20 protein-coding genes are annotated in these 22,264 nt (G+C 64.9%); 10 read left to right on the top strand and 10 right to left on the bottom strand.

Translation table 11 applies throughout. The annotated features are described in order from the left end of the window. Positions 1–2 precede the first annotated feature (2 nt). The 7 genes from DEF76_RS12550 to zwf all read left to right on the top strand — a co-directional run bounded on the left by DEF76_RS12550 (position 3) and on the right by zwf (position 8,509). The gene (locus tag DEF76_RS12550) at positions 3–1,574 is read left to right on the top strand and encodes an NADH-quinone oxidoreductase subunit M (RefSeq protein WP_114913870.1); all 1,572 of its coding nucleotides are present in this window, start codon (positions 3–5) and stop codon (positions 1,572–1,574) included. Beyond that, the gene (gene nuoN, locus DEF76_RS12545; protein WP_114912632.1) at positions 1,574–2,995 is read left to right on the top strand and encodes an NADH-quinone oxidoreductase subunit NuoN; all 1,422 of its coding nucleotides are present in this window, start codon (positions 1,574–1,576) and stop codon (positions 2,993–2,995) included. Before DEF76_RS12550 ends, nuoN begins: the two co-directional genes overlap by 1 nt. Before the next feature lie 2 nt (positions 2,996–2,997). After that, the gene (locus DEF76_RS12540; RefSeq protein WP_114912631.1) at positions 2,998–3,777 is read left to right on the top strand and encodes a biotin--[acetyl-CoA-carboxylase] ligase; all 780 of its coding nucleotides are present in this window, start codon (positions 2,998–3,000) and stop codon (positions 3,775–3,777) included. A gap of 44 nt (positions 3,778–3,821) precedes the next feature. Beyond that, positions 3,822–4,622 carry a type III pantothenate kinase gene (locus DEF76_RS12535; RefSeq protein ID WP_114912630.1) on the top strand — a complete coding sequence of 267 codons (801 nt, stop codon included), beginning with the start codon at positions 3,822–3,824 and terminating at the stop codon, positions 4,620–4,622. A gap of 96 nt (positions 4,623–4,718) precedes the next feature. Then, positions 4,719–6,305: a ribonuclease J gene (locus tag DEF76_RS12530; protein ID WP_114913869.1), complete on the top strand. Its 1,587-nt coding sequence runs from the start codon at positions 4,719–4,721 to the stop codon at positions 6,303–6,305. 2 nt (positions 6,306–6,307) lie between these two features. Beyond that, the gene (locus DEF76_RS12525) at positions 6,308–6,574 is read left to right on the top strand and encodes a DUF1467 family protein (protein ID WP_114912629.1); all 267 of its coding nucleotides are present in this window, start codon (positions 6,308–6,310) and stop codon (positions 6,572–6,574) included. Between the two features lie 453 nt (positions 6,575–7,027). Further along, positions 7,028–8,509 carry a glucose-6-phosphate dehydrogenase gene (zwf, locus tag DEF76_RS12520; RefSeq protein ID WP_114912628.1) on the top strand — a complete coding sequence of 494 codons (1,482 nt, stop codon included), beginning with the start codon at positions 7,028–7,030 and terminating at the stop codon, positions 8,507–8,509. 111 nt (positions 8,510–8,620) lie between these two features. On the opposite strand, the gene motA is transcribed toward zwf, so the two are convergent. From motA to DEF76_RS12480, 9 genes are all read right to left on the bottom strand, one after another. Next, positions 8,621–9,487, bottom strand: coding sequence for a flagellar motor stator protein MotA (motA, locus tag DEF76_RS12515; RefSeq protein ID WP_114912627.1), 867 nt, complete (start codon positions 9,485–9,487; stop codon positions 8,621–8,623). Between the two features lie 10 nt (positions 9,488–9,497). Then, positions 9,498–10,691, bottom strand: coding sequence for a flagellar motor protein MotB (locus DEF76_RS12510; protein WP_114912626.1), 1,194 nt, complete (start codon positions 10,689–10,691; stop codon positions 9,498–9,500). Positions 10,692–10,778: 87 nt separating this feature from the next. Further along, entirely contained in the window at positions 10,779–11,609 is an 831-nt protein-coding gene (locus DEF76_RS12505; protein WP_114912625.1) for a class II aldolase/adducin family protein, read from the bottom strand. A gap of 3 nt (positions 11,610–11,612) precedes the next feature. Beyond that, the gene (locus tag DEF76_RS12500; protein ID WP_114912624.1) at positions 11,613–12,620 is read right to left on the bottom strand and encodes a class I SAM-dependent methyltransferase; all 1,008 of its coding nucleotides are present in this window, start codon (positions 12,618–12,620) and stop codon (positions 11,613–11,615) included. Positions 12,621–12,644: 24 nt separating this feature from the next. Beyond that, on the bottom strand, positions 12,645–12,809 hold the full coding sequence (locus tag DEF76_RS19390) for a hypothetical protein (protein WP_162800629.1): 165 nt from the start codon (positions 12,807–12,809) through the stop codon (positions 12,645–12,647). Positions 12,810–12,818: 9 nt separating this feature from the next. Then, positions 12,819–13,805: a threonine ammonia-lyase gene (locus DEF76_RS12495; RefSeq protein ID WP_114912623.1), complete on the bottom strand. Its 987-nt coding sequence runs from the start codon at positions 13,803–13,805 to the stop codon at positions 12,819–12,821. Continuing rightward, the gene (locus DEF76_RS12490) at positions 13,805–15,307 is read right to left on the bottom strand and encodes a glycosyltransferase family 39 protein (RefSeq protein WP_114912622.1); all 1,503 of its coding nucleotides are present in this window, start codon (positions 15,305–15,307) and stop codon (positions 13,805–13,807) included. The genes DEF76_RS12495 and DEF76_RS12490 overlap by 1 nt, the downstream gene beginning before the upstream one ends. Continuing rightward, positions 15,304–16,410, bottom strand: a complete 1,107-nt coding sequence (locus tag DEF76_RS12485; RefSeq protein WP_114912621.1) for a glycosyltransferase — start codon at positions 16,408–16,410, stop codon at positions 15,304–15,306. The genes DEF76_RS12490 and DEF76_RS12485 overlap by 4 nt, the downstream gene beginning before the upstream one ends. 15 nt (positions 16,411–16,425) lie before the next feature. Then, entirely contained in the window at positions 16,426–16,920 is a 495-nt protein-coding gene (locus DEF76_RS12480; RefSeq protein WP_114912620.1) for an Lrp/AsnC family transcriptional regulator, read from the bottom strand. A gap of 189 nt (positions 16,921–17,109) precedes the next feature. On the opposite strand from DEF76_RS12480, the gene trxB reads away from it, so the two are divergent. Continuing rightward, on the top strand, positions 17,110–18,090 hold the full coding sequence (trxB, locus tag DEF76_RS12475; protein ID WP_114912619.1) for a thioredoxin-disulfide reductase: 981 nt from the start codon (positions 17,110–17,112) through the stop codon (positions 18,088–18,090). Between the two features lie 121 nt (positions 18,091–18,211). After that, the gene (locus tag DEF76_RS12470; RefSeq protein WP_114912618.1) at positions 18,212–19,096 is read left to right on the top strand and encodes a LysR family transcriptional regulator; all 885 of its coding nucleotides are present in this window, start codon (positions 18,212–18,214) and stop codon (positions 19,094–19,096) included. A 267-nt stretch (positions 19,097–19,363) separates the two neighbouring features. On the opposite strand, the gene DEF76_RS12465 is transcribed toward DEF76_RS12470, so the two are convergent. Beyond that, complete coding sequence (locus DEF76_RS12465; protein ID WP_114912617.1) at positions 19,364–19,918, bottom strand: copper chaperone PCu(A)C; 555 nt, start codon at positions 19,916–19,918, stop codon at positions 19,364–19,366. Positions 19,919–20,042: 124 nt separating this feature from the next. Between DEF76_RS12465 and DEF76_RS12460 the strand changes: the two genes are divergently transcribed. Further along, a complete protein-coding gene (locus DEF76_RS12460) occupies positions 20,043–22,139 on the top strand; it encodes a molybdopterin-containing oxidoreductase family protein (protein ID WP_240319001.1) in 2,097 nt (698 codons plus the stop codon). The last annotated feature ends 125 nt before the right edge of the window (positions 22,140–22,264 follow it).

The following is a 22,264-nucleotide window of genomic DNA, read 5'->3' as shown; positions in this document are numbered from 1 at the left end:
TGATGAACCAGGCCGGATTTCCTCTGCTGTCGCTGATCACCTGGCTGCCACTGCTCGGTGGTGTGATCATTCTTTCGCTGCGCGGTGAAGAAGCGTTGGTCGCAGCCAATGCCCGCTGGGCGGCGCTGTGGACCAGTCTCATTGTCTTTGCCTTGAGCTTACTTTTATGGTCCGAATTCGACCCCTCCGAAGCCGGATTTCAGTTCGTCGAGAACGTTCCTTGGCTTCCCGAATTCGGTGTCGGATACCGCATGGGCGTTGATGGCATAAGCGTCCTTTTCGTTCTGCTGTCGACTCTGCTCACGCCGATCTGCATCCTTTCGAGTTGGGATGCGGTGAAAAAGAACGTGCGCGAATACATGCTGGTTTTTCTGGTTCTCGAGACCATGATGGTAGGCACGTTCTGCGCGCTTGATTTTGTCGTTTTCTATATGTTTTTCGAGGGTGTGCTCATCCCGATGTATTTGATCATCGGCATCTGGGGAGGGCCGCGGCGGGTTTATTCAGCATTCAAATTTTTCCTCTATACCCTTGCCGGTTCGGTGTTGATGCTGCTCGCGTTATTGGCAATGTGGTACAGCGCTGGCACGGCCGACATCACCGTCCTGCTCCACACCGCATTCCCGACCAATATGCAGTATTGGCTTTTCCTCGCCTTCCTCGCCTCGTTCGCGGTGAAGGTGCCGATGTGGCCAGTGCATACATGGTTGCCGGATGCCCATGTCGAAGCGCCGACGGCGGGGTCGGTCATTCTCGCCGGCGTCCTGCTCAAAATGGGGGCGTATGGTTTCCTACGCTTTTCGGTGCCGATGCTTCCGCAGGCGTCCGCCTATTTCGCGCCGCTGATCTACGCTCTCTCGGTGGTTGCGGTGATCTATACCTCCTTGGTCGCGTTGGCGCAGACCGACATGAAGAAACTGATCGCCTATTCCTCGGTCGCTCATATGGCGGTGGTAACGATCGGCATCTTCACCTTCAACATTCAGGGGATCGACGGCGCGCTGTTTCAGATGCTCTCGCACGGTATCGTCTCGGGTGCGTTGTTTCTCTGCGTTGGCGTCATTTATGATCGCATGCATACCCGCGAGATCGCGCGCTATGGCGGCCTTGCCGAGCGCATGCCGGCTTATGCCGTGACCTTTATGCTGTTTACCTTGGCCAGTGTCGGGTTGCCTGGCACGGCGGGGTTCGTCGGCGAGATCCTGGTCATGCTCGGCTCGTTCAAGGTCAATTTCTGGCTGTCGCTGCTCGGCGGTAGCGGCATGATCCTCGGCGCATGCTACATGCTCTATCTTTATCGACGGGTGATTTTCGGCCGGCTTACGCGCGCTGATCTGCAATCCATTCTCGATCTGTCGCCACGCGAGGTCGCGCTGTTCGTGCCGCTTATCGTGTTGACGTTATGGATGGGCGTCTATCCTTCCAGTTTCACCCACTTCTTTGAAAGTTCGGTGAATGCGATGGTCGTGCAGCATCGCGCCGCGATCGAGGGCAGCAGCCAGATCGCGGCGCGTCCGCTGCCTCATCGCGCGCTGCCATTGGTCGTCCCTGTCGCGCAAACGATGGTGCATTGATGAACTGGTTTCTCGCTCTTCCGGAGATCGTCCTGGCGCTGAGCGGCTTGGGTATTCTGCTGCTTGGTGTCATCAAGCCTGGCGGTGCGACGCAGATTTGCAGCATGCTCACCGTTGCCGCGTTTGTTCTGTGCGGCGTGCTGATCGTCGGTAGTTCCCTTGGTTCCGCCTATGAGGGGCAATTTCTCGCGGATCCCATCAGTGTTTTCGCCAAATTGCTGATCCTGGCGGCGGCGGCGTTCGCTGTTTTGCTGTCGCTCGATTTCAACGAGCGCGCGCATATTGCGCGGTTCGAGTTCCCGGTTCTGGTCTTGTTCGCAACCCTTGGCATGACGATCATGGTGTCAGCCGGGAACATGATGAGCCTTTATCTCGGGCTCGAATTACAATCGCTGTCGATTTACGTCCTCGCCGCCTTCGCGCGCGATGATGTGCGGTCGGCGGAAGCGGGGCTGAAATATTTTGTTCTCGGCGCGCTGGCCTCGGGGCTGCTGCTTTATGGGATTTCCTTGGTCTACGGTTTTTCCGGCAGCATGGATTTCGGCGGTATCGCGCTTGCGCTCGCCAATCCCACTTCGGTTTCGCCGGGGGTGATCGTTGGCATCGTTTTTGTCATAACCGGTCTTGCGTTCAAGGTTGCGGCGGTGCCGTTTCACATGTGGACCCCAGACGTCTATGAAGGGGCGCCGACCCCGGTGACGGCGTTTTTCGCGACCGCGCCGAAGGTCGCGGCGGTGGTGTTGTTCGCGCGGGTGATGATGGGTCCGTTCGGTCACGCGCTCGGGCAATGGCAGACCCTGATCGAGATCATCTCCATCGCCTCGATGATTCTCGGCGCCCTGGCCGCGATCGGGCAGACCAACATCAAGCGCCTGATGGCGTATTCCTCGATTGGTCATATGGGGTATGTGCTGATCGGCATTGCCTGCGGCAGCGCCGCCGGCCTGCGCAGCGTGCTCATTTATCTCGTTGTTTACGTCTTCATGAATCTCGGCACGTTTGCGGTGATTTTGGCGATGCGACGGGGCGGGAAGGCCGTGGAGACGATCGCCGATCTCGCCGGTCTCGGCCGCAACGACCCGGCTCTGGCCTTGGTGATGACGGTGTTCATGTTCAGTATGGCCGGGATTCCGCCGCTTTCAGGGTTTTTCGGCAAGCTCTATGTTTTTCTCGCGGCCGTCCAAAGCGGGCTCTGGGTGCTCGCCGTCATTGGTGTGCTGACCAGTGTCGTCGGCGCGTTTTATTATCTCCGCATCATCAAAGTGATGTATTTCGACGAGCCTGGCCTCGCTTTTGACCGCCGGGCGCCGTCGCTCTCGGTGGTCGCCGCGGCAACCGGAATTTTTACCGCTTTCTTCTTCCTTCTGCCGGCGCCGGTCTTGAATGCGGCCGAGGCGGCGGCGAAAGTGCTGTTCGGGTGAGTATGGCTGCCGCCCGCGAGGGCGGCGGAGGGTGGCGGCTCGAAACCTACGAGCAGCTGCCGTCCACCTCCGATCTCTGCGCCGCGCGCGCGCGGGCAGGCGAGAGTGAGGGGCTGGCGGTGATGGCGGGTCAGCAAACGAGCGGGCGCGGGCGTGGCCAGCGGGTATGGCTGTCGCCGCCGGGCAATCTCGCATTGTCGGTGCTTTTGCGCCCGCAGACGCCGCTTGCCATCGCCGGGCAATGGGCGCTTCTCGCCGGCGTTGCGTTGTTCGACGCGCTGGCTTCGGTCGCGCCGGCGTTGGCGGCCGAGCTGCGGCTGAAATGGCCGAATGACGTGACGCTGGCGGGGGCCAAGCTCGCCGGCATTCTGATCGAGAGCGCGACCGACGCCGCCGGGCGCAGCGATTGGATGGTGTTCGGATTCGGCGTCAATCTCGTCGCGGCGCCGACGCTTCCCGATCGCCGCACGGTGGCGTTGGCCGAGCGGATGGCGCCGCCGGCGCCGGCAATCCTGGCCGCGGCGATTCTCGACGGCCTCGCGTCATGGCGTGCGGTGTTGCAGCAGGGCGGCTTCGCGCGTCTTCGAGAGGCATGGCTCGGGTACGCGCATCCGCCGGGGACGGGGTTGTCGGTCGCGTGCGGTGATGCGAGATGTCACGGTTATTTCGCCGGGCTCGACGAGGCCGGCGCATTGCTGCTAGCGACCGAGGACGGCATACGGAAGTTTCAGACCGGTGAAGTCGTGCTGGATGCCGCGACCCGATCCGATGGTCAGACGTAACGTCCGCGCGGCGCGCGCAACCGGCGGGGTAAGGATTGGAGGCCATGCTGCTCGTCATTGATGCCGGCAATACCAATGTCGTGTTCGCGGTGCATGACGGCGCTGGCTGGCGCGGCACCTGGCGGATCGCGACCGACCCGCAATATACCTCGGATCAATACGCGGTATGGTTGCTGGCCTTGCTCGCCCATACCGGTATCGATCGCGCCGGCATCGATGCCGCGGTGATCGGCACGGTGGTGCCGGCGGCGCTTTATCATCTGCGTCGCCTGTGCCGCGACTGGTTCAATGTCGAGCCGCTGATCGCCCGTTCGCATCTCGATTGGGGGTTTGAGATCCGTGTCGATCAGCCCGCCGAAGTCGGGGCGGACCGGCTGGTCAACGCGCTGGCGGCACATCAGCGCTATCAAGGCCCGCTGGTGGTGATCGATTTCGGCACCGCGACCACCTTTGACGTCGTCGATCACGACGGCGCCTATATCGGCGGCGCGATCGCGCCTGGCATCAATCTCTCGATCGAGGCCTTGCATCAGGCAGCGGCGCGGCTGCCGCGCATCGGCATCGGCCGGCCGCAGGGGGTGATCGGGCGATCGACGGTGCCGGCCATGCAATCAGGAATTTATTGGGGTTATGTCGGGCTGGTGGAAGGGTTGGTCGCGCGCATCCAGAAAGAGCTTGCGACCACGCTCAAGGTCATTGCGACCGGCGGCCTCGCGCCGTTGCTCGCCGAGGGCACAGAGGTGATTACCCGCATCGACCCCGATCTCACCCTGGAGGGGCTGCGGCTGCTGGCATCGCGCAACCCGGCGCCGCCCTGGGACCAGGATCGGTCGCGCGTGATTTGAGGCAACCATGATCAAGGAGTGTAACGAAACCACGTGACGGAGTCCTCAAACGACGATTTCGCCTTCGTGCCGCTCGGCGGCACCGGCGAGATTGGTATGAATTTCAATCTCTACCGCTGCCGGGAACGCTGGCTCGCGGTCGATTGTGGTATCGGCTTTGCCGGGCCGGCCGTTCCGGAAGCGGAGATCCTGGTGCCCGATCCCGGCTTCATTGCCGCGCGCCGCGCCGCCCTGCTCGGCCTCGTCATCACCCATGCGCATGAGGACCATATCGGGGCGGTCGCGCATCTGTGGCCGCGGCTGCGCTGCCCGGTTTACGCGACACCCTTCGCCGCCGCCATGCTGCGCCGCAAACTCGCCGAGGCGCAGCTTCTCGCTGAGGTCACGCTCCATATCGTGCCGCCCGGCGGCGAGATCGATCTCGCGCCGTTTCGCCTGCGCCTGATCCCGGTCGCGCACTCCATTCCCGAGGCGCAGGCCCTGGCCATCGAAACGCCGGCCGGGTTGATCCTGCACACGGGTGACTGGAAGCTCGATCCGACGCCGCTGGTCGGCCCGCCAACCGACGAGGCGGCGCTCGCCGCGCTCGGCGAGCGTGGCGTGCTGGCGATGATTTGCGATTCGACCAATGCGATGGTCGAGGGCCATTCCGGCTCGGAGGCCGAGGTGCGGCGCAATCTCGCCGCCCTCATCCGCGACATGACGGGACGGATCGCCGTCACGTGTTTTGCCTCCAACGTTGCGCGCATCGAAAGTGTCGCACTCGCGGCGCGGGCGGCGGGAAGGAGCGTCGCGCTGGTCGGCCGATCGCTGCGCAACCTCGATGCCGCGGCGCGCGCGAGCGGCTATTTCGCGACCCTGCCGCCCTTCCTGTCCGAAGATGCGGCGGAGGAGATTCCCGACGACAATCTCCTCCTCCTGGTCACCGGCAGCCAGGGCGAGCCGCGTTCGGCGCTGGCGCGGATCGCCGCCGATACGCATCCCCGCATCACGTTCGGCGAGGGCGATACCGTGCTGTTTTCCAGCCGTGTGATCCCCGGCAATGAGCGTGCGATCGGGCTGGTGCAGGATAATCTCGTCCGCCGCGGGGTGCGCGTGATGACCGAGGCCGATCACATGGTGCATGTCTCGGGGCATCCGGCGCGCGATGAATTGCGCCGCCTCTATCGCTTGGTGCGGCCGCGCTATGCGGTGCCGGTGCATGGCGAATGGCGGCATCTCACGGCGCATGCCGAACTCGCGCGCGAAATGGGGGCGCGGCCGATTCTGATCGAGGATGGTGACGTACTCACGTTTGGCCCCGGCGAACCGGCGGTGAACGAAAGCGTTCCCGTGGGCCGTTTCGCGGTCGATGGCAAGCGCTTGGTGCCGCTCGCGGGCGTCGTCATGGCGGCGCGGCGACAGATGCTGCGCGACGGGGTGGTGGTTGCCAGTCTTGCCGTCGATCAGGCCGGGCGGCTGCGCGGGCGGGCGCAGATCAGCGCGCCGGGCCTGTTGGCGCCGGATGACGAGGAGATGCTGACCCTGGCTGACGACTTCGCGGCAACGCTCGCCGATTTATCGCCCGGTCTCCGCCAGGATGAGACAGCGCTCGTTGACGCCGCACGGGCGGCGTTGCGCCGGGTGCTCGGACGAAGGCTACAAAAGCGCCCGCAGGTCGAGATTCACGTGCTGCGGGTGTGAACATGGGCTGGTTCACCGGGTTGGTGCTCTATGTGTTGATTTGGTGGGTGACGCTGTTTGCGGTGTTGCCGTTCGGTGTGCGCAGCGCCGCCGATCCCGACCCCCATACCGGCTGGCGCGGCGCGCCGGAGCGGCCCTATCTCGGCCGGAAAATCCTGGCGACGACGCTGATCGCGGCGCTGATTTGGGGGGGATGCGTCGCGGTGATCGAAAGCGATTGGCTGAGTTTCCGCCACGGCATTCTGGCAATGCCTAATGATACGCCATAATGTGGCGAAAATTTAGCCAATGGCGCCTAATTTCATCAAAATTCTCTGTCGGTGACGAAAAAACTTGCGCTGGACGCGCAAAATTCTCTGGACATCCCATGGCCCAGCCAACCATCATCACGGCCAGGAAGAGGATTGGACCTCGTCCTGCCGTGTGACTGGTGTTTCCTCCCCAAACTTGGCCCGTGGCTCACGCTGCGGGCCTTTCTTGGTTTTAACTTGCTTGTGACCGTTTCGTCACGTCTTTTCGTCATCCAAACACCTGATCAAGCATTTTTTATGCGAAAGTGCATTGTGCGGCGCAATAAAATGGCTCCGCGATGCGATGAAAGCGCCTCTCCATGACGGTCCAAGATGTCCGTCTGGAGAGTACACAAGAGCTTGATGTTGCCTCCGCGCGCCGCTGCGGCCACCTTAGTGGTCGGACAAAAGATATCACGCGGGAGAAATAGAATGGCGCAAATCATTCCAGTGCAGATTTTCGACGCGGTGGTTTTTGGTGCGACCGGCGATCTGACCTTGCGCAAGCTGATGCCCTCGCTCTACTCGCGATTTCGTGACGGACAAATGCCGCGGGAAAGCCGCATCATCGCCGCCGCCCGCACCGAGACGACGACCGATGACTATCGTGCGCGGATGATGCAGGGGCTCCACGATCATATCGCGGCGAGCGATTTCGACGAAGCGATTGCGGCGCAGTTTTGCGCCTGCGTGCATTACACCATGCTCGACGGCGTCACCGGCGAGGGTTGGGAGGGGCTGGTCAAACTCCTCGCCGCCGAGCCCGAGCGGATCCGGGTCTTCTATCTCGCGACCGCGCCCGATCTCTACGGCCCGATCTGTCGCAATCTCGCCGCCAATCACCTCGTCACGGCGGCATCACGCGTCGTTCTGGAAAAGCCGATCGGCCATGATCTCGCGTCGGCGCGCGCCATCAATGACGAGGTCGGGCATATTTTCGAGGAAAGCCAGATCTACCGGATCGATCATTTCCTCGGCAAGGAAACGGTGCAGAATCTTATGGCGCTGCGCTTTGCGAACGCCATTTTCGAGCGCCTCTGGAACGCCGACGTCATTGACCATGTCCAGATCACGGTGGCCGAGACCGTCGGCGTCGAGGGGCGGGCGGGATATTACGACAAGGCGGGCGCGCTTCGCGACATGGTGCAGAATCATCTGCTGCAATTGCTGTGTCTCCTGGCCATGGAGCCGCCAGTGTCACTCGACCCTGATGCCGTGCGCGACGAAAAACTCAAGGTGCTGCGTGGCTTGCGGCCGATCTCGGCGCACGAAATCGCAACCCACACCGTACGCGGCCAATATGTCCATGGCGTGAGCGACGGCAAGCCGGTTCCCGGCTACGCGAGCGAACTCGGCCACGCAAGCCAAACCGAAACCTTCGTTGCGCTAAAAGCCGAGGTGCAGGCCTGGCGCTGGGCGGGGGTGCCGTTTTATCTGCGCACCGGCAAGCGCCTGCCGCAGAAAGTGTCGGAAGTGGTCGTGCAGTTTCGCGCCGTGCCGCTGTCCATTTTCCCGCCGGGCGCGTCGGAGCTCGAAGCCAACAAACTGGTCATTCGCCTTCAGCCCGATGAAGGCATGCTGCTCAAGCTGATGAGCAAGGATCCGGGCCCCGGTGGGCTGCGGCTGCGCCCGGCGCGGCTCGATATCAGTTTTCAAAAAGCCTTCAACACGCGCTATCCGGAAGCCTATGAGCGGCTGTTGATGGATGCGGTGCGCGGCAACCCGACCCTCTTCATGCGCCGTGACGAGGTCGAGGCGGCGTGGCAATGGATCGAGCCGATCATTCATGCCTGGGCTGATGCCACCGAGGCGCCGCGGCCCTACGCCGCCGGAAGCTGGGGGCCGACGGCGGCGATCGCCCTGATCGAACGCGACGGCCGCACATGGCATGAGGATTGGGGCGAGGAAGGCTAGAGCAAGGTAGGTTTTGATTGAACCATCCTGTTCCATCAAAATCGGCCAACTTGCGCGCCAAAATAGGTGTAGAGCGTGATCGCCTTAAACCGATCGCGCTCTAAATATCGGTTAGTTGATCTGAACTTTTTGCAGCGCCTCCTCCAATTCCTGGAAACTCGGCATATGCTGGTTCGGCACCATCTTGCGCCCGGTCTCGACACTGATCTGCGGCGCATTGCCATGCAGATGCGCGATCAGAACGGCGCGGATCACCTCGTAATATTTGCTTTCCTCCTCGACGACGCCCTTGATGCGGGCGGCAATGGGTGCCGCGAGGCCATAGGACAGCAACACCCCGAGAAAGGTTCCGACCAGCGCACCGCCAATCATCTGCCCGAGCACCGCCGGCGGATCATTGATATGTGACATCGTCTTGATCACGCCGAGCACGGCGGCGACGATGCCAAGCGCGGGCAGGCTGTCGGCGACGGTTTGCAGCGCGTGGGCGCTATGCAATTCCTCAGCCATCGTCTTCTTGATCTCGCGGGCCATGACGTCCTCGATCTGGTAGGGATCATCAGCATTCATTCCGACCATCCGGAGATAGTCGCAGATCATCGCAATGGCGTGGTGGTTACCGGTGATCTTGGGATATTTCTGAAACGCCTTGCTCTCCTCGGGGCGCTCGATATGGGCTTCGAGCGCCATCGGCCCCTTGCTCGCGGCAAGCTTGGTGAAAAAGAACAGAAGCGAGAGCAGATCGACGTAATCGGCCTTCGCGAATGCCGCCCCTTTCATCGCCTTCCCGAAGGCGGAGAGGGTGTGTTTTACGTCATGCATCGAGTTCGCCATCACCAGCGTCGCGGTCGCGGCGCCGCCGATAGAGACGAACTCGAAGGGCAAAGCCTCGACCAGAACGCCGATATTGCCACCCGAGGCGATGAAGGTGCCGAAGACACATGCCAGCAAAAAGACCAGTCCGCCGATCGTCAACATTGCTGGTGGCTCACCGGTCGTCGGCGGGAGGATGCGAGACGGCGGACGCCGGCTGCGGCGCTGCCTTGCGTGGGCCGGCGGTGCGCAACACCATGATCGCGATCCGCCGGTTGGCGGCGGCGAGCGGATCGCCTGGCAGCAAGAGTTCGCGATCGGCGTGGCCGGTCACGCTCTGGAAGCGATCCTCTGGCAAACCCGCCTCGGCAAGGAAGCGCCGCGTCGCATTGGCGCGCTCGGTCGAGAGATCCCAATTCGATTTGCCACCACCACGATAGGGTGCCGCGTCGGTGTACCCCCCGATCGATAGGCGTTCGGGCAGGCGGTTGAGCACTGGGGCAATCTTCGCAAGCAAATCCCGTGCCCGCCCATTCGGGGCGGAGGCGCCGAGATCGAACATCGGGCGCTTATCTTCATCGAGAATCTGAATCCGCAGCCCTTCGGGCGTTTCGTCGATGGCGAGCTGGCGGGCGAGATCGCGGAGCGCCGGATCACTCGCGATGGCGGCACGGATTTCGCGCGCCGCTTGCTGGAACGAGGCTTCCTCGGTTTTGCGGGGATCGGCGTCCTTCGCCGCGGCCGGTGGGACCGGCGGCGTTGACGCGGCGCTGGCGATGTTGGTCCCTTGCTTGGCGAGTGCTGCCTGCGGGGTTTGCGGCGCCGTCGCTGCTTGGCCACCAGGGGCTGCCGGGCCGCTGTCACCGCGCCCGGGTTTGCCGTCATCGGCGCGGAAGGTGAGGGTATTGCCGGGAAGGCCGTTGCCGCTTCCGGTCAGATCCTTGCCGCCGGGATTGAGATCGTCGTTCTGGTTGGGGTCGGGCTGAATATGCGCCGGCGTCTCGCCATTATCCTCATCGACGTCCTGGACCGGGTCGGCGTTGCCCGTCACCACCTGCTCGGCGCCGCGGTCGGAGACCATGCTACCGTCCTCGAACGGCGTCTTGCCGCCGAACGGCTTGCCCGAACCCGAGGTCTGATGGCTGAAAATGTTGGATTTGCTGAAATAATCGGCGAGGCCGCGACGCTGCGCCTCCGTCGTCGCGTTGATGAGCCACATCAGGAGGAAAAACGCCATCATGGCGGTAACGAAATCGGCGTACGCCACTTTCCATGCGCCGCCGTGATGGCCGCCCTCGATCACCTCCTCCTTGCGGATGAGGACGATTTTGTTGGCGTTTTCGCCATTTTTGCCGCTTTTGCCTGCCATTCTCTTCCGTGCCGCTTGCCCACGCCGGCTCAGCATGCACGGAGTTGCTTAATCCTTACCTAAATTCGCCGACCATCCGACAAAAAATCACGTCCGCCAGGAACGGTCGCGGCGATCGAGGAGACGCAGCATGGCGGGCCACTCCATCAGCCCGAAACGCCGTCTGGTCTCGGGGTGATAGAGATGGCGGGTATGCGCGATCACTGCCTCTGGCGGGAAGGCAAGCTCGGTCCGCGCCGCCATCGCGTCCACCTGCGCGCGGCAGGCCATTTCGAGCCAATAGAGGGCGTTGAACGCTTCGGCGACGCTCGGCGCGGCCGTGAGCAGACCATGATTGCGCAGGATCATGCAACGCGCGTCGCCGAGATCGGCGACCAGCCGCGCGCGTTCGGCGGGATCGACGGCCGGCCCCTCGTAATCGTGATAGGCGACCGGCAAGCAGCGCATCGCCGTCTGGGTCAAAGGCAAAAGACCGCAGCGCATCGCCGAAACCGCCATCCCGGCACGGGTATGGGTGTGAATGACGCAGCCGACATCGGCCCGCGCGCCATGCACGGCGCTATGGATCACGTAGCCCGCCTGGTTGATCCCGATATCGGTGTGCGGATTAAGCAGAATCCGGCCGGCGAGATCGATGGTGATCAGGCTGGAGGCGGTGATTTCTTCATACATCCAGCCATAGGGGTTGATCAGCAGCCGCTCGCCGCCGCCGGGCGCGCCCTCGGGGATGCGCACGGTGATGTGATTATAGACGAGATCGCTCATCCCGAAATGCGCGACCAGGCGATAGCACGCCGCGGCTTCCAGCCGCGCTTGCCATTCCGCGGCGGTGACATGCGCCCGCACCTGATCGAGGCCGATCCCCGCCGTGCCGATGGTCGCGGTGGTGGGCGGCGCCGTTGCGGTGGTGTCTGACATCTCTCATCCTCCTCGCATCAAGCGGACATAGCGCCGGGCCAGGGCGAGAGCGCGGCTTTCGATCAGCATCGCTGCCCGGCGAAGCGGCCGCCTCGCGGCCGGGGGCCCGAAGCCGCGGGCGATCAGGGCGTTGACCTCGGCGAGCTGCGCCTTGAGGGCCGCGATCTCGGCATCGCGCTCGGCGAGCGTGGTTTCGCGCAGATAGACGTCATAGCGCGCCGCCTTGTGTTCGATGGTCATGGCGGCGAGCCGGTTTTCGGTGGCGCTGAGCTGGCGCTCGAGCCGCATCAGATAGCGCGTCGCCGGGGTTTCGGCGCGCCGGCGCTCCTGCAATTCATGGCTCTGGAAGCGGTAGAGATCGGGATGGACGATGTCGCTCGCCTGCTCGCACGGCCAGCCTTTATCCGCCGGCAGGCGGAGCCGCGCCCGTCCAGCGTCGTTGGCATAGAGGAAGACGTTCTGGCGATACCAGAATGGGATGCGCCGATCGGTCCAGATGCGTGGGCGGATGACGTCATGCGGGGTGTAGCCGTGGGTGGCGAACAGCCCGGCCCAGTAGCTCGGCCAGCGCTCGTTGATGTGATGGGTGCCGTCCTGGCCGGGGATTGCGGCGCTGAATAGCACGATATCGGCGAGGGCGCAGAGCTCGGCGATGAAGCTTTCGCCGCGCGCCGCCGGTAAATGCTCGGCGACCTCGAGCGAGAGCGCGAGATCAAAGCGCCGCGACAGCGCAATCGGCCGGGCGAGATCGGTCTCGCGGAACTGCGCTGGTGCGATCGCCAGCGCCGGCGCGGTTTCGCCGCCATCGAGGCCGAGAATGTCGCTGACCCCGCCGCGCGCGAACGCCGCGAGCCAATGGCCGGCACCGCAGCCGATATCGACGACGGCGCCGAGCCCAGGCAGCATCTCAAGGATCAGCGGCACCACCAGCGCCGCCGCTTCCGCAGTTCCCTCGGCATGACCAATGAAAAAATCCTGATCGTAGATTTTCTTGAGTTCAGCTTCGCTCATGGAATCCACTCCTTTGGAAAATATTTATGAAATAAATTTATAATAAAAATCTTCTTTTTCTGAAGAAAAAGAAGCAAAAAGACTTTCTCCCCGATTTCTCGGCGCGGCGATCTTCGCGGAACGGGCAGTGCCGCCGGCACTGCCCAACAGGACAAAAGTTTTTTGGTTCTTTTTTTCAAAAAAGAACATGTCTTACCCCTAAAGGCTCTCACCAATAACCGCCGCGAACATGGCGGGATCGACATTGCCGCCGCTGAGCACCGCCGCGATGGTTCGCCCCTGGGCCGGGAATTTGCCCGCCAGCAGCGCCGCCAGCGCGACCGCGCCGCCGGGCTCGACGACGAGTTTGAGATGGCGGAACGCGAACGCCATTGCCGCGCGCACCTCTGCCTCGCTGACGACGAGGCCGCCGGCGAGATGGGCGCGGTTGATCGCGAAGGTGAGGCGCCCTGGGCGTGGCGCCAGCAGCGCGTCGCAGAACCCGCTCCCCGTTTGGTCGTTCGCAACCCGCTCACCGGCGGCGAGCGAGCGCGTGGTATCGTCCCACCCCTCGGGCTCGACGGCATAGACCCGGGTCTCGGGCGCGACCCCCGACGTGGCGAGCGCGCAGCCGGCGATCAGCCCGCCGCCGCCGGCGGGAACCAGCAGCGCCTCGGGCGTGATCCCGCGCGCGCGGCTTTCGGCGAAGATCTCAAGCGCGAGTGTCCCCTGGCCGGCGATGACGTCGCGGTGGTCGAACGGCGGGATGATCGTCGCGCCGTGCTCTTTGGCGAAGGCGAGAGCGAGGGCCTCGCGGTCCTCGCGGGCGCGGTCATAGAGCCGGATGGACGCCCCCCAGCGCGCGGTGCTTTCGCGTTTGATCGCTGGGGCATCGGCGGGCATGAAGACGCTCGCCGCGATCCCGGCGGCGGCGGCGGCGGCGGCGACCGCCTGGCCGTGATTGCCGGAGGAATAGGTGACGATACCCGCCGCCCGCGCCGCTTCGGGAAGCTGGCGCACGGCGTTGGTCGCGCCGCGCAATTTGAAGCTGCCGGTCTGTTGCAGCGGCTCGGCCTTGAGAAGGATGCGCCCGCCGGCGATCTCATCGAGCAACGGGTGGGAGAGAAGCGGCGTGGTCACGATCCGGCCGGCGAGGCGCTCGGCCGCCGCCACCACGTCCGCAAACAGAGGCGCGTCTTCGGCCATCAAAATTTCTCTCCTGGTCGTGGCAGCAGCACCGAAGGCGGCGCGCCCTCGCCGAGGCGCAAACCATACAACCGGTAGCGCTCGGCGGTCACGCCCCGACGCTGGCGAATGACCTCGCCAAGCTCGGTGCGGCTTGGATGCTCGGCCCGCCGCGCGCTCTCGACCAGCAGCCCGGGCGCCGCCGCAAGCGCCTGATCCGCCCGCGGGAGCGAAAACAGCGCCCAGCGCGGCGCGACCCCGACCACGACGACAGTGTGCGGCAAGAGCCAGGCGAGCATCGCCGCCTCGCCGTAATTCTCGTCGGCGACGAAGGCAGCCCCGCTCGCCCGCCGCGCCGCCTCGATCTGATCGGCCCATTCGCGCCAGCCGCCGAGCCGCGCCAGCGTCGGGTCGAGCCGCGCGGGGAGCGCAAACGGCGCCGCGACCGCCTGCCAATAGACCAGGCCCGCGATGGCGAAACCGAGCGCCGCCGCCGGCGCCATCCATCGCCGCCAGGCATCGGCGAGCCCGCCGGTTGCGACCAGCGCCGCCGGATAGCAGATCGCCGGCCAATTCGCCTGCACCCGGTCACCAATCGCGTGTTCGAGGAAAACCAGCGCCGGCAACGCGCCGACCGCGAGCAACAGCCCGTCGCCCGGCGTCCGTCCCCGCCAGAACCGCCGCGCCGCGGCGACAACGCCGGCCACCGCGAGCGCAAACACCAAAGGTGTTGCGAGCCCGATTTGGCCGGCGAGCAATTCGCCGAGAAACCGCAAACCGGGATGCCAGACCGCGCTCCGCCCGCCTTGTTTCGCGAAACTCGCGAAGCCATGCCCGGCGTTCCAGGCGAGGATCGGCGCGAAAAGCAAAAATCCAAGCCCTGTCGCGGCCCAAACCGGCCAGCGCCAAAGCCAGGCACGCAGCGCCGGCACCGCGATCAGCCACAAACCCGCGCCGACAAACAGCAATAACCCGGTATATTTACTGTCCAACGCGAGGCCAGCGAACAAGCCGGCGAGCAGCCACCAGCCACCCTTGTCGGTCACCACAAAGCGCGCCAGCGCCCAGAGCGTCGCCGTCCAGAACAGCAGAAGCGGCGTATCCGGCGTCATCGTCACCGCTCCCGCCGCCATCAGCAACGTCGCATTGAGCAGTATTGCCGCCCAAGCGCCGGCGCGCCGGCCGGGAAACAGATCCTCGGCGGCCGATGCCAGGAGCAGCGAGCCGATCAGCGCCGAAACCGGCGCGAGCAGCCGCACCCCGAGCACCGAGGGGCCGGCGAGGATGGTCCCGAGCCGCACGAACAGCGCAACCATCGGCGGATGATCGAGATAACCCGGCGCCAGCGCCCGCGACCATACCCAGTAATAGGCTTCGTCCGGGGAGAGAGGCGTTTGCGCTGCGATCCAGAGGCGGATGGCGGTCAGAGCCAGGAGGGCGAGGAGAAAGAAAGGCCAGGAAGGTAAGGGGCGCTGCCCCTTAACCCCGCCAGGGACATTGTCCCTGGACCCTATCCCGTTCATCGGGCGCGCCAGACCAGGGTCGCGGAAATGGCGTAGTTCCACACCACCGCGACGATCGCCCCGGCGGCGCCGGCGACGGTGAGGGAGTTGTGGTCTTCATAAAGGGTGCGGGCGATGCCGAGATCGGCCACCGCGCCGATGCCGCAAAACAGCATGAACAAGGCAAGCCCTCGCCAGAGCCGCCTCCCGCGCAAGCGCTGATCGCGATAGGTGAGGGTGTTGTTGAGTTGAAAATTGACGCCCATGGCGATCACCGTCGCGATCGCCTGGGCCAGCGCAAAGCCGAGCCCCAACGCCCGCCCGACCGCCAACGACGCGAGATTGGCGCCAACGCCGACCAGGCCGACCCCGGCAAACGCGATGAAGCGCAGCGGCACCGCGCCATGCAGCACGCGATCGATCAGCAAACCGGCGAACTGGGTCAGCACCAACGCATCGAGCTTGCTCTCGCCGAAGGCGCGGGCGCGGAACTCGAAGGGAATCTCGACGACGCGGAGCGGCGGGCGGGCGTTGAACAGCAGGTCAAGAAGAATCTTGAAGCCGCTCCCGGCCAGGCGTGGCGCGATCTCCTCGAAACGCTGGCGGCGCATCATGAAGAACCCGCTCATCGGATCGCTGACCGGAGCGGGCAGAAAGAGCTGGGCGAAGCGGATGCCGAGCCGCGAGAGCCGTTGGCGGAAACCGCCAGCGAGCCCCGCGGCGCCGCCGCCCTCGACATAGCGGCTGCCGATCGCGATATCGCCCTCGCCGGCGGCGAGCTTGGCGAGCATCGGCTTGAGGCGGGTTTCATCGTGCTGCATATCGCCGTCGATCACCGCGACGAACTCGGCCGAGGAGGACAAGGCACCCTCGATCACCGCAGACGAGAGGCCCCGCCTGCCAACCCGCCGGAGACAGCGGATGCGCGGATCATGCGCCGCGATCTCGCGCACCGCGGCGGCGGTGCCGTCGGGGCTATTGTCATCGACGAACACCGCCTCCCAGGCGATCCCCCTCAGCGCCGCCTCCAGCCGCGCGATCAGCGGCGCGACATTGGCGCGTTCATTATAGCATGGGACGACGACGGTGAGCCGCGCGGGCAGGGTTGGGGCGGCGGAGGACATTCCAGACGGCCAGGATCAGAGGGGAACGCCGGTCAAGGCACGGCTGGTGCGGATGGTTTGCAGGGTTTGGACGCGGCTCACCCGTTCGAGGCCGGTCAGGCGCTCGGTCAGCTGATTCTCGTGCGCCGCATCGCGCGCCACCAGCCGCAGCAGGAAATCCACCCCGCCCCGGGTCATGTGGCATTCGCGCACCTCCGGCCAAGCCCCGACGATCGCCTCGAACTCGGCCAAAACCGCTTCTTTCTGGCTGTCGAGGCCGACGATCGCGAAAAACATGATCTGCCAGCCGAGTCGCTCGGGATCGAGATCGGCGTGATAGCCGCGAATGAACCCAGCCTCCTCCAGCCGCCGCACGCGGCGCAGACAAGGCGGCGGCGAAAGCCCGGTCCGGCTCGCCAGATCGACATTGGTGATGCGCCCATTAGCCTGCAATTCGGCGAGAATGCGGCGATCGATGGCATCGATCCCCGGCGGCTCGGGATGTGTCGCGTCAATAGGCGGCGTTTTCATGATGTTTCCACGGCGTCGGCGTCCCATCCGAACGCCCGCAGGCGTTTCCTCTCTCGGGAGTGGCGAAAGAATATTACCTTGACGGCGGAGAGCAAGGGGGAAACATCAACCCAAACACGTATGATCGCTTGCTTATGGCCGGCCCGGCTCGATATTGTCGATGCCTGACAAAAATTAGGCAATGACCGGATGAACGATTCCGCTTCGGTTCCCATCACCAGCTCGGCGCTGATCATCGGCGCCGGGCCGGCCGGCTATACGGCGGCAATCTATGCCGCCCGCGCAGGGCTCGCCCCGGTTCTGGTGCGCGGCCTGCAGCCCGGCGGCCAACTCACCATCACCACCGATGTCGAAAATTATCCCGGCTTTGCCGACATCATCCAGGGCCCCTGGCTGATGGAGCAAATGGCGGCGCAGGCGGAGAAAATGGGGACGCGCCTCATCGACGACGTCATCACCGCCGTCGATTTCGCGGCAACCCCGTTTGCCGCGCACGGCGATAGCGGGGCGCGATATCTGGCCGATGCGGTGATCATCGCGACCGGCGCGCAAGCGCGCTGGCTTGGTCTGCCTGCCGAGAAAAAACTCGCCGGCGCCGGGGTTTCGGCCTGCGCGACCTGCGACGGGTTCTTTTTTCGCGGCAAAAACGTCGTCGTCGTCGGCGGCGGCAATACCGCGGTCGAGGAGGCCCTCTATCTCACCCATCATGCCGCGCGCGTCACCTTGATCCATCGCCGCGACCAGCTCCGCGCCGAGCGCATCCTCCAAGAGCGGCTTTTCGCCCATCCCAAGATCCGCATTCTGTGGAACAGCGTCGTCGAGGATATTCTCGGCGCCGGCCAGCCGGCGACGGTCGCCGGCGTGCGGCTGCGCGATACCCTGACCGGCGCGGTTTCGGACCTTCCGACCGACGGCGTCTTCGTCGCCATCGGCCACACCCCGAACACCGCGATCTTCAAGGGCCAGATCGCGATGGACGCGGAAGGCTATATCATCACCACGCCAGGCAGCACCCGCACCTCGCGCGCCGGCGTGTTCGCCGCCGGCGACGTGCAAGACAAACTGTTCCGCCAGGCCGTCACCGCCGCCGGGACCGGCTGCATGGCGGCGTTGGAGGCGGAAAAATTTCTCGCCTCCCGCCTCGCAACCCACGATCAGGCCGCCGCCTGACATGGAACGGGGGCGAGAGGTAGCGCCTGAGCGCGCGCACCGGCGCGGGGGCGGCGGTGAGACTGACGGCAATATGATGCAGAGCCTCCGGCACGGTCCCGGCGGCGGAGGGATTTTGACCATGGACTGGGACAAATTGCGGGTGTTTCACGCCGTCGCCGAGGCCGGCAGCTTCACCCATGCGGGCGACACGCTCAATCTCAGCCAATCGGCGGTGTCACGCCAGATTTCGGCGCTCGAGGAAGCGCTGCAAGTGCCGTTGTTTCACCGCCATGCCCGCGGCCTGATCCTCACCGAGCAGGGCGAAAGCCTGAACCGCACGGTGCGCGAGGTGTTCGCCAAGCTCGCGATGACCGAGGCATTGCTCACTGAAAGCAAGGAAAAACCGGCCGGGCGGCTCAAAATCACCACCACCGTGAGCTTCGGCGCCTCCTGGCTCGCGCCGCGGCTGCAGAGCTTTCTCGAATCCTATCCGGATGTCACGGTGAGCCTCCTGCTCGACGATACCGATCTCGATCTCGCGATGCGCGAGGCCGATGTTGCTATCCGCATGCATCCGCCAAAGCAGCCCGATCTGGTGCAACGCCATCTGATGTCGATGCACTGGCATATCTGCGCCTCGCCGGCCTATCTGCAGAAATTCGGGACGCCGCAGAGCGTCGATGATCTCGACCAGCACCGGCTGATCCTGTTCGGCGATTATCACCCGCCGGTCGCTGATATCAACTGGCTGGCGCAGGCCGGGCGGCGCGACGGCAGCCGGCGCAAACCGCTGCTCGAAGTCAACAGCCTGCACGCCATGCTGCTCGCCATCCGCTCCGGGCTTGGGATCGGCGCCATGCCCGACTATCTCGCGACCGAAACCGAGGACGTGGTCCGCATCCTGCCGGAGGTGAAGTCCCCGACCGTCGATGTGTTCTTCGTCTATCCCGAAGAGCTGCGCAATTCCAAGCGAGTCGCGGTGTTCCGCGACTTCCTGCTGGCGCGCCTGGCGGAAATGGCGTGAGCGCGGCTTGGGTATGCAGTTCGGGCATGGAAGCTGCCCTGATTTGTCCCTGGCCTTGAACCAAGAAAGCGGCATAGTGCGGCGTGTGTTGCCGCAACCCCTGGTTATGGGTCAACGGACCCGCCATGGCCGCGCGGCGGCGCCGGCCCGGCCGTCCCGCCGGGCTTGCCCGGGCGCATACCCCCTTCATCGTCCGGGTGTGAAGCCTCCCTGTTGACTGCCCCGCCGGGATCATGCTCGGCGGGGCTTCTTTAATGGCGCGGGGGCTTATTTCATGTCCATCCCGCCCATGTCCTTCATGTCGCCGCTCGTCCCCATATCCTTCATGTCTCCCATGTCGTCATCGCCGTCATGCCCCGGCCCGCTCGCGCCCGCCTTGAGCACATGCGCCTCGACGATCAGCGTCCCGGCATGGGCAAACGTCAGCGAGATCGGAAACGTATCGCCGGGCTTGAGCGGCTTTTGCAGCCCGACCAGCATGATGTGATAGCCGCCGGGCTTGAACGTCACACTCTGGCCGGCCGGAACCGGAACGCTGGCGACGCCGAGCATGCGCATCACCCCGCCATCGTTGCGGGTCTGGTGCAGGACCGCGGCGGTCGCGACCGGGGTGCGGGCGTGGGTTAGGGCATCATCAGCGCCGCGATTGACGATGGTGAGATAGACGACGCTCGACATGCCTTCCTCCGCCGCCGCCCGCGCCCAGACATGCCGGACGACGATGCCGCCGTGCGCGACGGCTTGCGCCAAGGCGGCGGGCGAGACGGCGATCGGGAGGGGCGCGAACAGGAGCGGGGCGAGGAGGAAATGGCGACGGCGCATGAAAACCTCTCGAGCGGGGATGAAGGGGGCGCAAAACCGCTTGATGCCTAACGAGACGGCCCTGCATTGCCAAGAGCCGGAGCGAAACCTAAACTTACGTTTTGCGATCGTGAAAGAGTGCCCGGTGCGCGAAATCCGTTCCTCCGTCTGCCCGCATGACTGCCCCTCCACCTGCGCGCTCGAGATCGAGGTCCATGACGGATCTCGGATCGGCGCGGTGCGCGGGGCGGCGGCCAATTCCTACACGGCTGGCGCCATCTGCGCCAAGGTCGCGCGCTATGCCGAGCGCATCCACCACCCCGCGCGGCTGACCACCCCGCTTCGGCGCACCGGGCCCAAGGGATCGGGCCAATTCACCCCGATCTCGTGGGACGAGGCGCTTGATCGCGTCGCCGGCGCGTTCAGCGAGACCACCGCCCGCCATGGCGCGGAAGCGGTCTGGCCCTATTACTACGCCGGCACCATGGGCCTCGTGCAGCGTGACGGGATCAACCGTCTCCGCCATGTCATGGGCTATTCCCGCCAACGCACCACCATTTGCACCTATCTCGCCGAATCCGGCTGGGAAGCGGGGGTTGGCAAGATCTGGGGGCCGGACCCGCGGGAAATGGCGCGCTCTGATCTGATCGTCGTCTGGGGCACCAATCCGGTCGCGACCCAGGTCAATGTCATGACCCATATCGCGCGCGCCCGGAAGGAGCGCGGCGCCAAGCTGGTGGTGATCGACCCTTACCGCACCGGCACCGCCGAGGTCGCCGATCTCCATCTGCCGCTCCGTCCCGGCTCGGACGCGGCGCTGGCCTGCGCGGTCATGCATGTCGCGTTTCGCGATGGCTATGCCGATCGCGCCTACATGGCCCGCTACAGCGATGACCCGGCCCGGCTCGAGGCCCATCTTCGGAGCCGCGGGCCGCAATGGGCGGCGCCGATCACCGGGCTTTCGGTCGAGACCATCGAGGCCTTCGCGAAGCTCTACGGCGAGACCGCGCGCGCTTATATCCGCGTCGGCTACGGGTTTTCGCGGCTGCGCAACGGTGCTGCCAATCTTTTTGCCGCAACCTGCCTGCCGACCGTCACCGGCAAATGGCAGCACGAGGGCGGCGGCGCGTTTTGGAACAATCGCCACATCTACCATTGGGACAAAACCCTGATCGAGGGGCTCGACGCCCGCGACACGAGCGTGCGCGAGATGGATATGAGCCGGATTGGCGCCGTCCTCACCGGCGACCGGAGCGAACTCGGCGACGGGCCGGAGGTGCATGCGCTGCTCATCCAAAACACCAATCCGGTGACCGTCGCACCCAATTCCAACCGCGTCCGGCGCGGGTTCGCGCGCGAGGATCTGTTTGTCTGCGTCCATGAGCAATTCCTCACCGAGACCGCGAAATTCGCCGATATCGTGCTGCCGGCAACGATGTTCATGGAGCATGACGATATCTACCAGGCTGGCGGCCACAGCCATATCCAGATCGGCCCGAAGCTGATCGACCCGCCTGGGGCGTGCCGCTCGAACCATGAGGTCTTGTGTGCGCTGGCCGAGCGGCTGGGCGCGCGCCATCCGGGATTTGCGATGAGCGCGATGGAACTGATCGACGCGACGCTGCGCGCCTCCGGCTGGCCGGACGCCGCAACCGTGCTGGCGTCGCGTTGGATCGACGCCCAACCCGATTTTGCGACCAGCCACTTCCTCAACGGCTTCGGCCATGCCGACGGCAAGTTCCACTTCGCCCCGGATTGGGCGGCGATCGGGCCGAACCACGCGGCGATGCCGCCGCTTCCCGATCATATGCCCTCGCCCGAGGACGCGACGGCTTCATTGCCCTTCCGCCTGGTCACCGCGCCGGCGCGGCAATTCCTGAATACCACCTTCACCGAGACACCGACCGGGCGCAAACGCGAAAAGCGCCCGGCGGCGCTGATCCATCCCGAGGATGCGGCGCGGCTCGGCATCGAGGAGGGCGGCCTGGTGCGGCTCGGCAACGCGCGCGGCGAGGTTCGCGTCCATGCGCGGCTGTTCGATGGGCTGCAACAGGGGGTGATCGTCGTCGAGAGCATCTGGCCGAGCGACGATTTCCCGGACGGAGTGGGCATCAACGCGCTGACCGGCGATGACGCAGCACCCCCCAAGGGCGGGGCCGCGTTCCATGACACCGCGGTCTGGCTCCGCGCCGAGGCCGCCGAGGGTCTGACGCCGCTGGAAGTTTTAACCGCAGCCGCGTAATCCTTCCCTGGCGCGCTGACGCCACCCCGAATTTCCGCGCAGGTCTCGACAAAACCCCCCGCGAAGCGCTTTGCCCGCGGCGGCGGTCGCACTGGCTTGTGCGCGCTGCCTCTGCTCCGATAGAG

The sequence above is a fragment of the Acidibrevibacterium fodinaquatile genome, from assembly GCF_003352165.1.
Classification (GTDB): Bacteria; Pseudomonadota; Alphaproteobacteria; order Acetobacterales; family Acetobacteraceae; genus Acidibrevibacterium; species Acidibrevibacterium fodinaquatile.
The sequence above is the reverse complement of the archived record's forward strand: the minus strand, read 5'-3'. Positions and strand labels throughout refer to the sequence as shown.

What these genes read in the sequence shown, in the direction of transcription:
- DEF76_RS12535 (WP_114912630.1), top strand. Translation starts at nt 3,822, where the DNA reads ATGCTGCTCGTCATTGATGCCGGCAATACCAATGTCGTGTTCGCGGTG.
- DEF76_RS12480 (WP_114912620.1), bottom strand. Translation starts at nt 16,920, where the DNA reads ATGAAAACGCCGCCTATTGACGCGACACATCCCGAGCCGCCGGGGATC.
- DEF76_RS12465 (WP_114912617.1), bottom strand. Translation starts at nt 19,918, where the DNA reads ATGCGCCGTCGCCATTTCCTCCTCGCCCCGCTCCTGTTCGCGCCCCTC.
- DEF76_RS12510 (WP_114912626.1), bottom strand. Translation starts at nt 10,691, where the DNA reads ATGGCAGGCAAAAGCGGCAAAAATGGCGAAAACGCCAACAAAATCGTC.
- DEF76_RS19390 (WP_162800629.1), bottom strand. Translation starts at nt 12,809, where the DNA reads ATGTTCTTTTTTGAAAAAAAGAACCAAAAAACTTTTGTCCTGTTGGGC.
- DEF76_RS12540 (WP_114912631.1), top strand. Translation starts at nt 2,998, where the DNA reads ATGGCTGCCGCCCGCGAGGGCGGCGGAGGGTGGCGGCTCGAAACCTAC.
- DEF76_RS12485 (WP_114912621.1), bottom strand. Translation starts at nt 16,410, where the DNA reads ATGTCCTCCGCCGCCCCAACCCTGCCCGCGCGGCTCACCGTCGTCGTC.
- DEF76_RS12505 (WP_114912625.1), bottom strand. Translation starts at nt 11,609, where the DNA reads ATGTCAGACACCACCGCAACGGCGCCGCCCACCACCGCGACCATCGGC.
- trxB (WP_114912619.1), top strand. Translation starts at nt 17,110, where the DNA reads ATGAACGATTCCGCTTCGGTTCCCATCACCAGCTCGGCGCTGATCATC.
- motA (WP_114912627.1), bottom strand. Translation starts at nt 9,487, where the DNA reads ATGTTGACGATCGGCGGACTGGTCTTTTTGCTGGCATGTGTCTTCGGC.
- DEF76_RS12550 (WP_114913870.1), top strand. Translation starts at nt 3, where the DNA reads ATGAACCAGGCCGGATTTCCTCTGCTGTCGCTGATCACCTGGCTGCCA.
- DEF76_RS12500 (WP_114912624.1), bottom strand. Translation starts at nt 12,620, where the DNA reads ATGAGCGAAGCTGAACTCAAGAAAATCTACGATCAGGATTTTTTCATT.
- zwf (WP_114912628.1), top strand. Translation starts at nt 7,028, where the DNA reads ATGGCGCAAATCATTCCAGTGCAGATTTTCGACGCGGTGGTTTTTGGT.
- DEF76_RS12525 (WP_114912629.1), top strand. Translation starts at nt 6,308, where the DNA reads ATGGGCTGGTTCACCGGGTTGGTGCTCTATGTGTTGATTTGGTGGGTG.
- DEF76_RS12490 (WP_114912622.1), bottom strand. Translation starts at nt 15,307, where the DNA reads ATGAACGGGATAGGGTCCAGGGACAATGTCCCTGGCGGGGTTAAGGGG.
- DEF76_RS12530 (WP_114913869.1), top strand. Translation starts at nt 4,719, where the DNA reads ATGAATTTCAATCTCTACCGCTGCCGGGAACGCTGGCTCGCGGTCGAT.
- DEF76_RS12470 (WP_114912618.1), top strand. Translation starts at nt 18,212, where the DNA reads ATGGACTGGGACAAATTGCGGGTGTTTCACGCCGTCGCCGAGGCCGGC.
- nuoN (WP_114912632.1), top strand. Translation starts at nt 1,574, where the DNA reads ATGAACTGGTTTCTCGCTCTTCCGGAGATCGTCCTGGCGCTGAGCGGC.
- DEF76_RS12495 (WP_114912623.1), bottom strand. Translation starts at nt 13,805, where the DNA reads ATGGCCGAAGACGCGCCTCTGTTTGCGGACGTGGTGGCGGCGGCCGAG.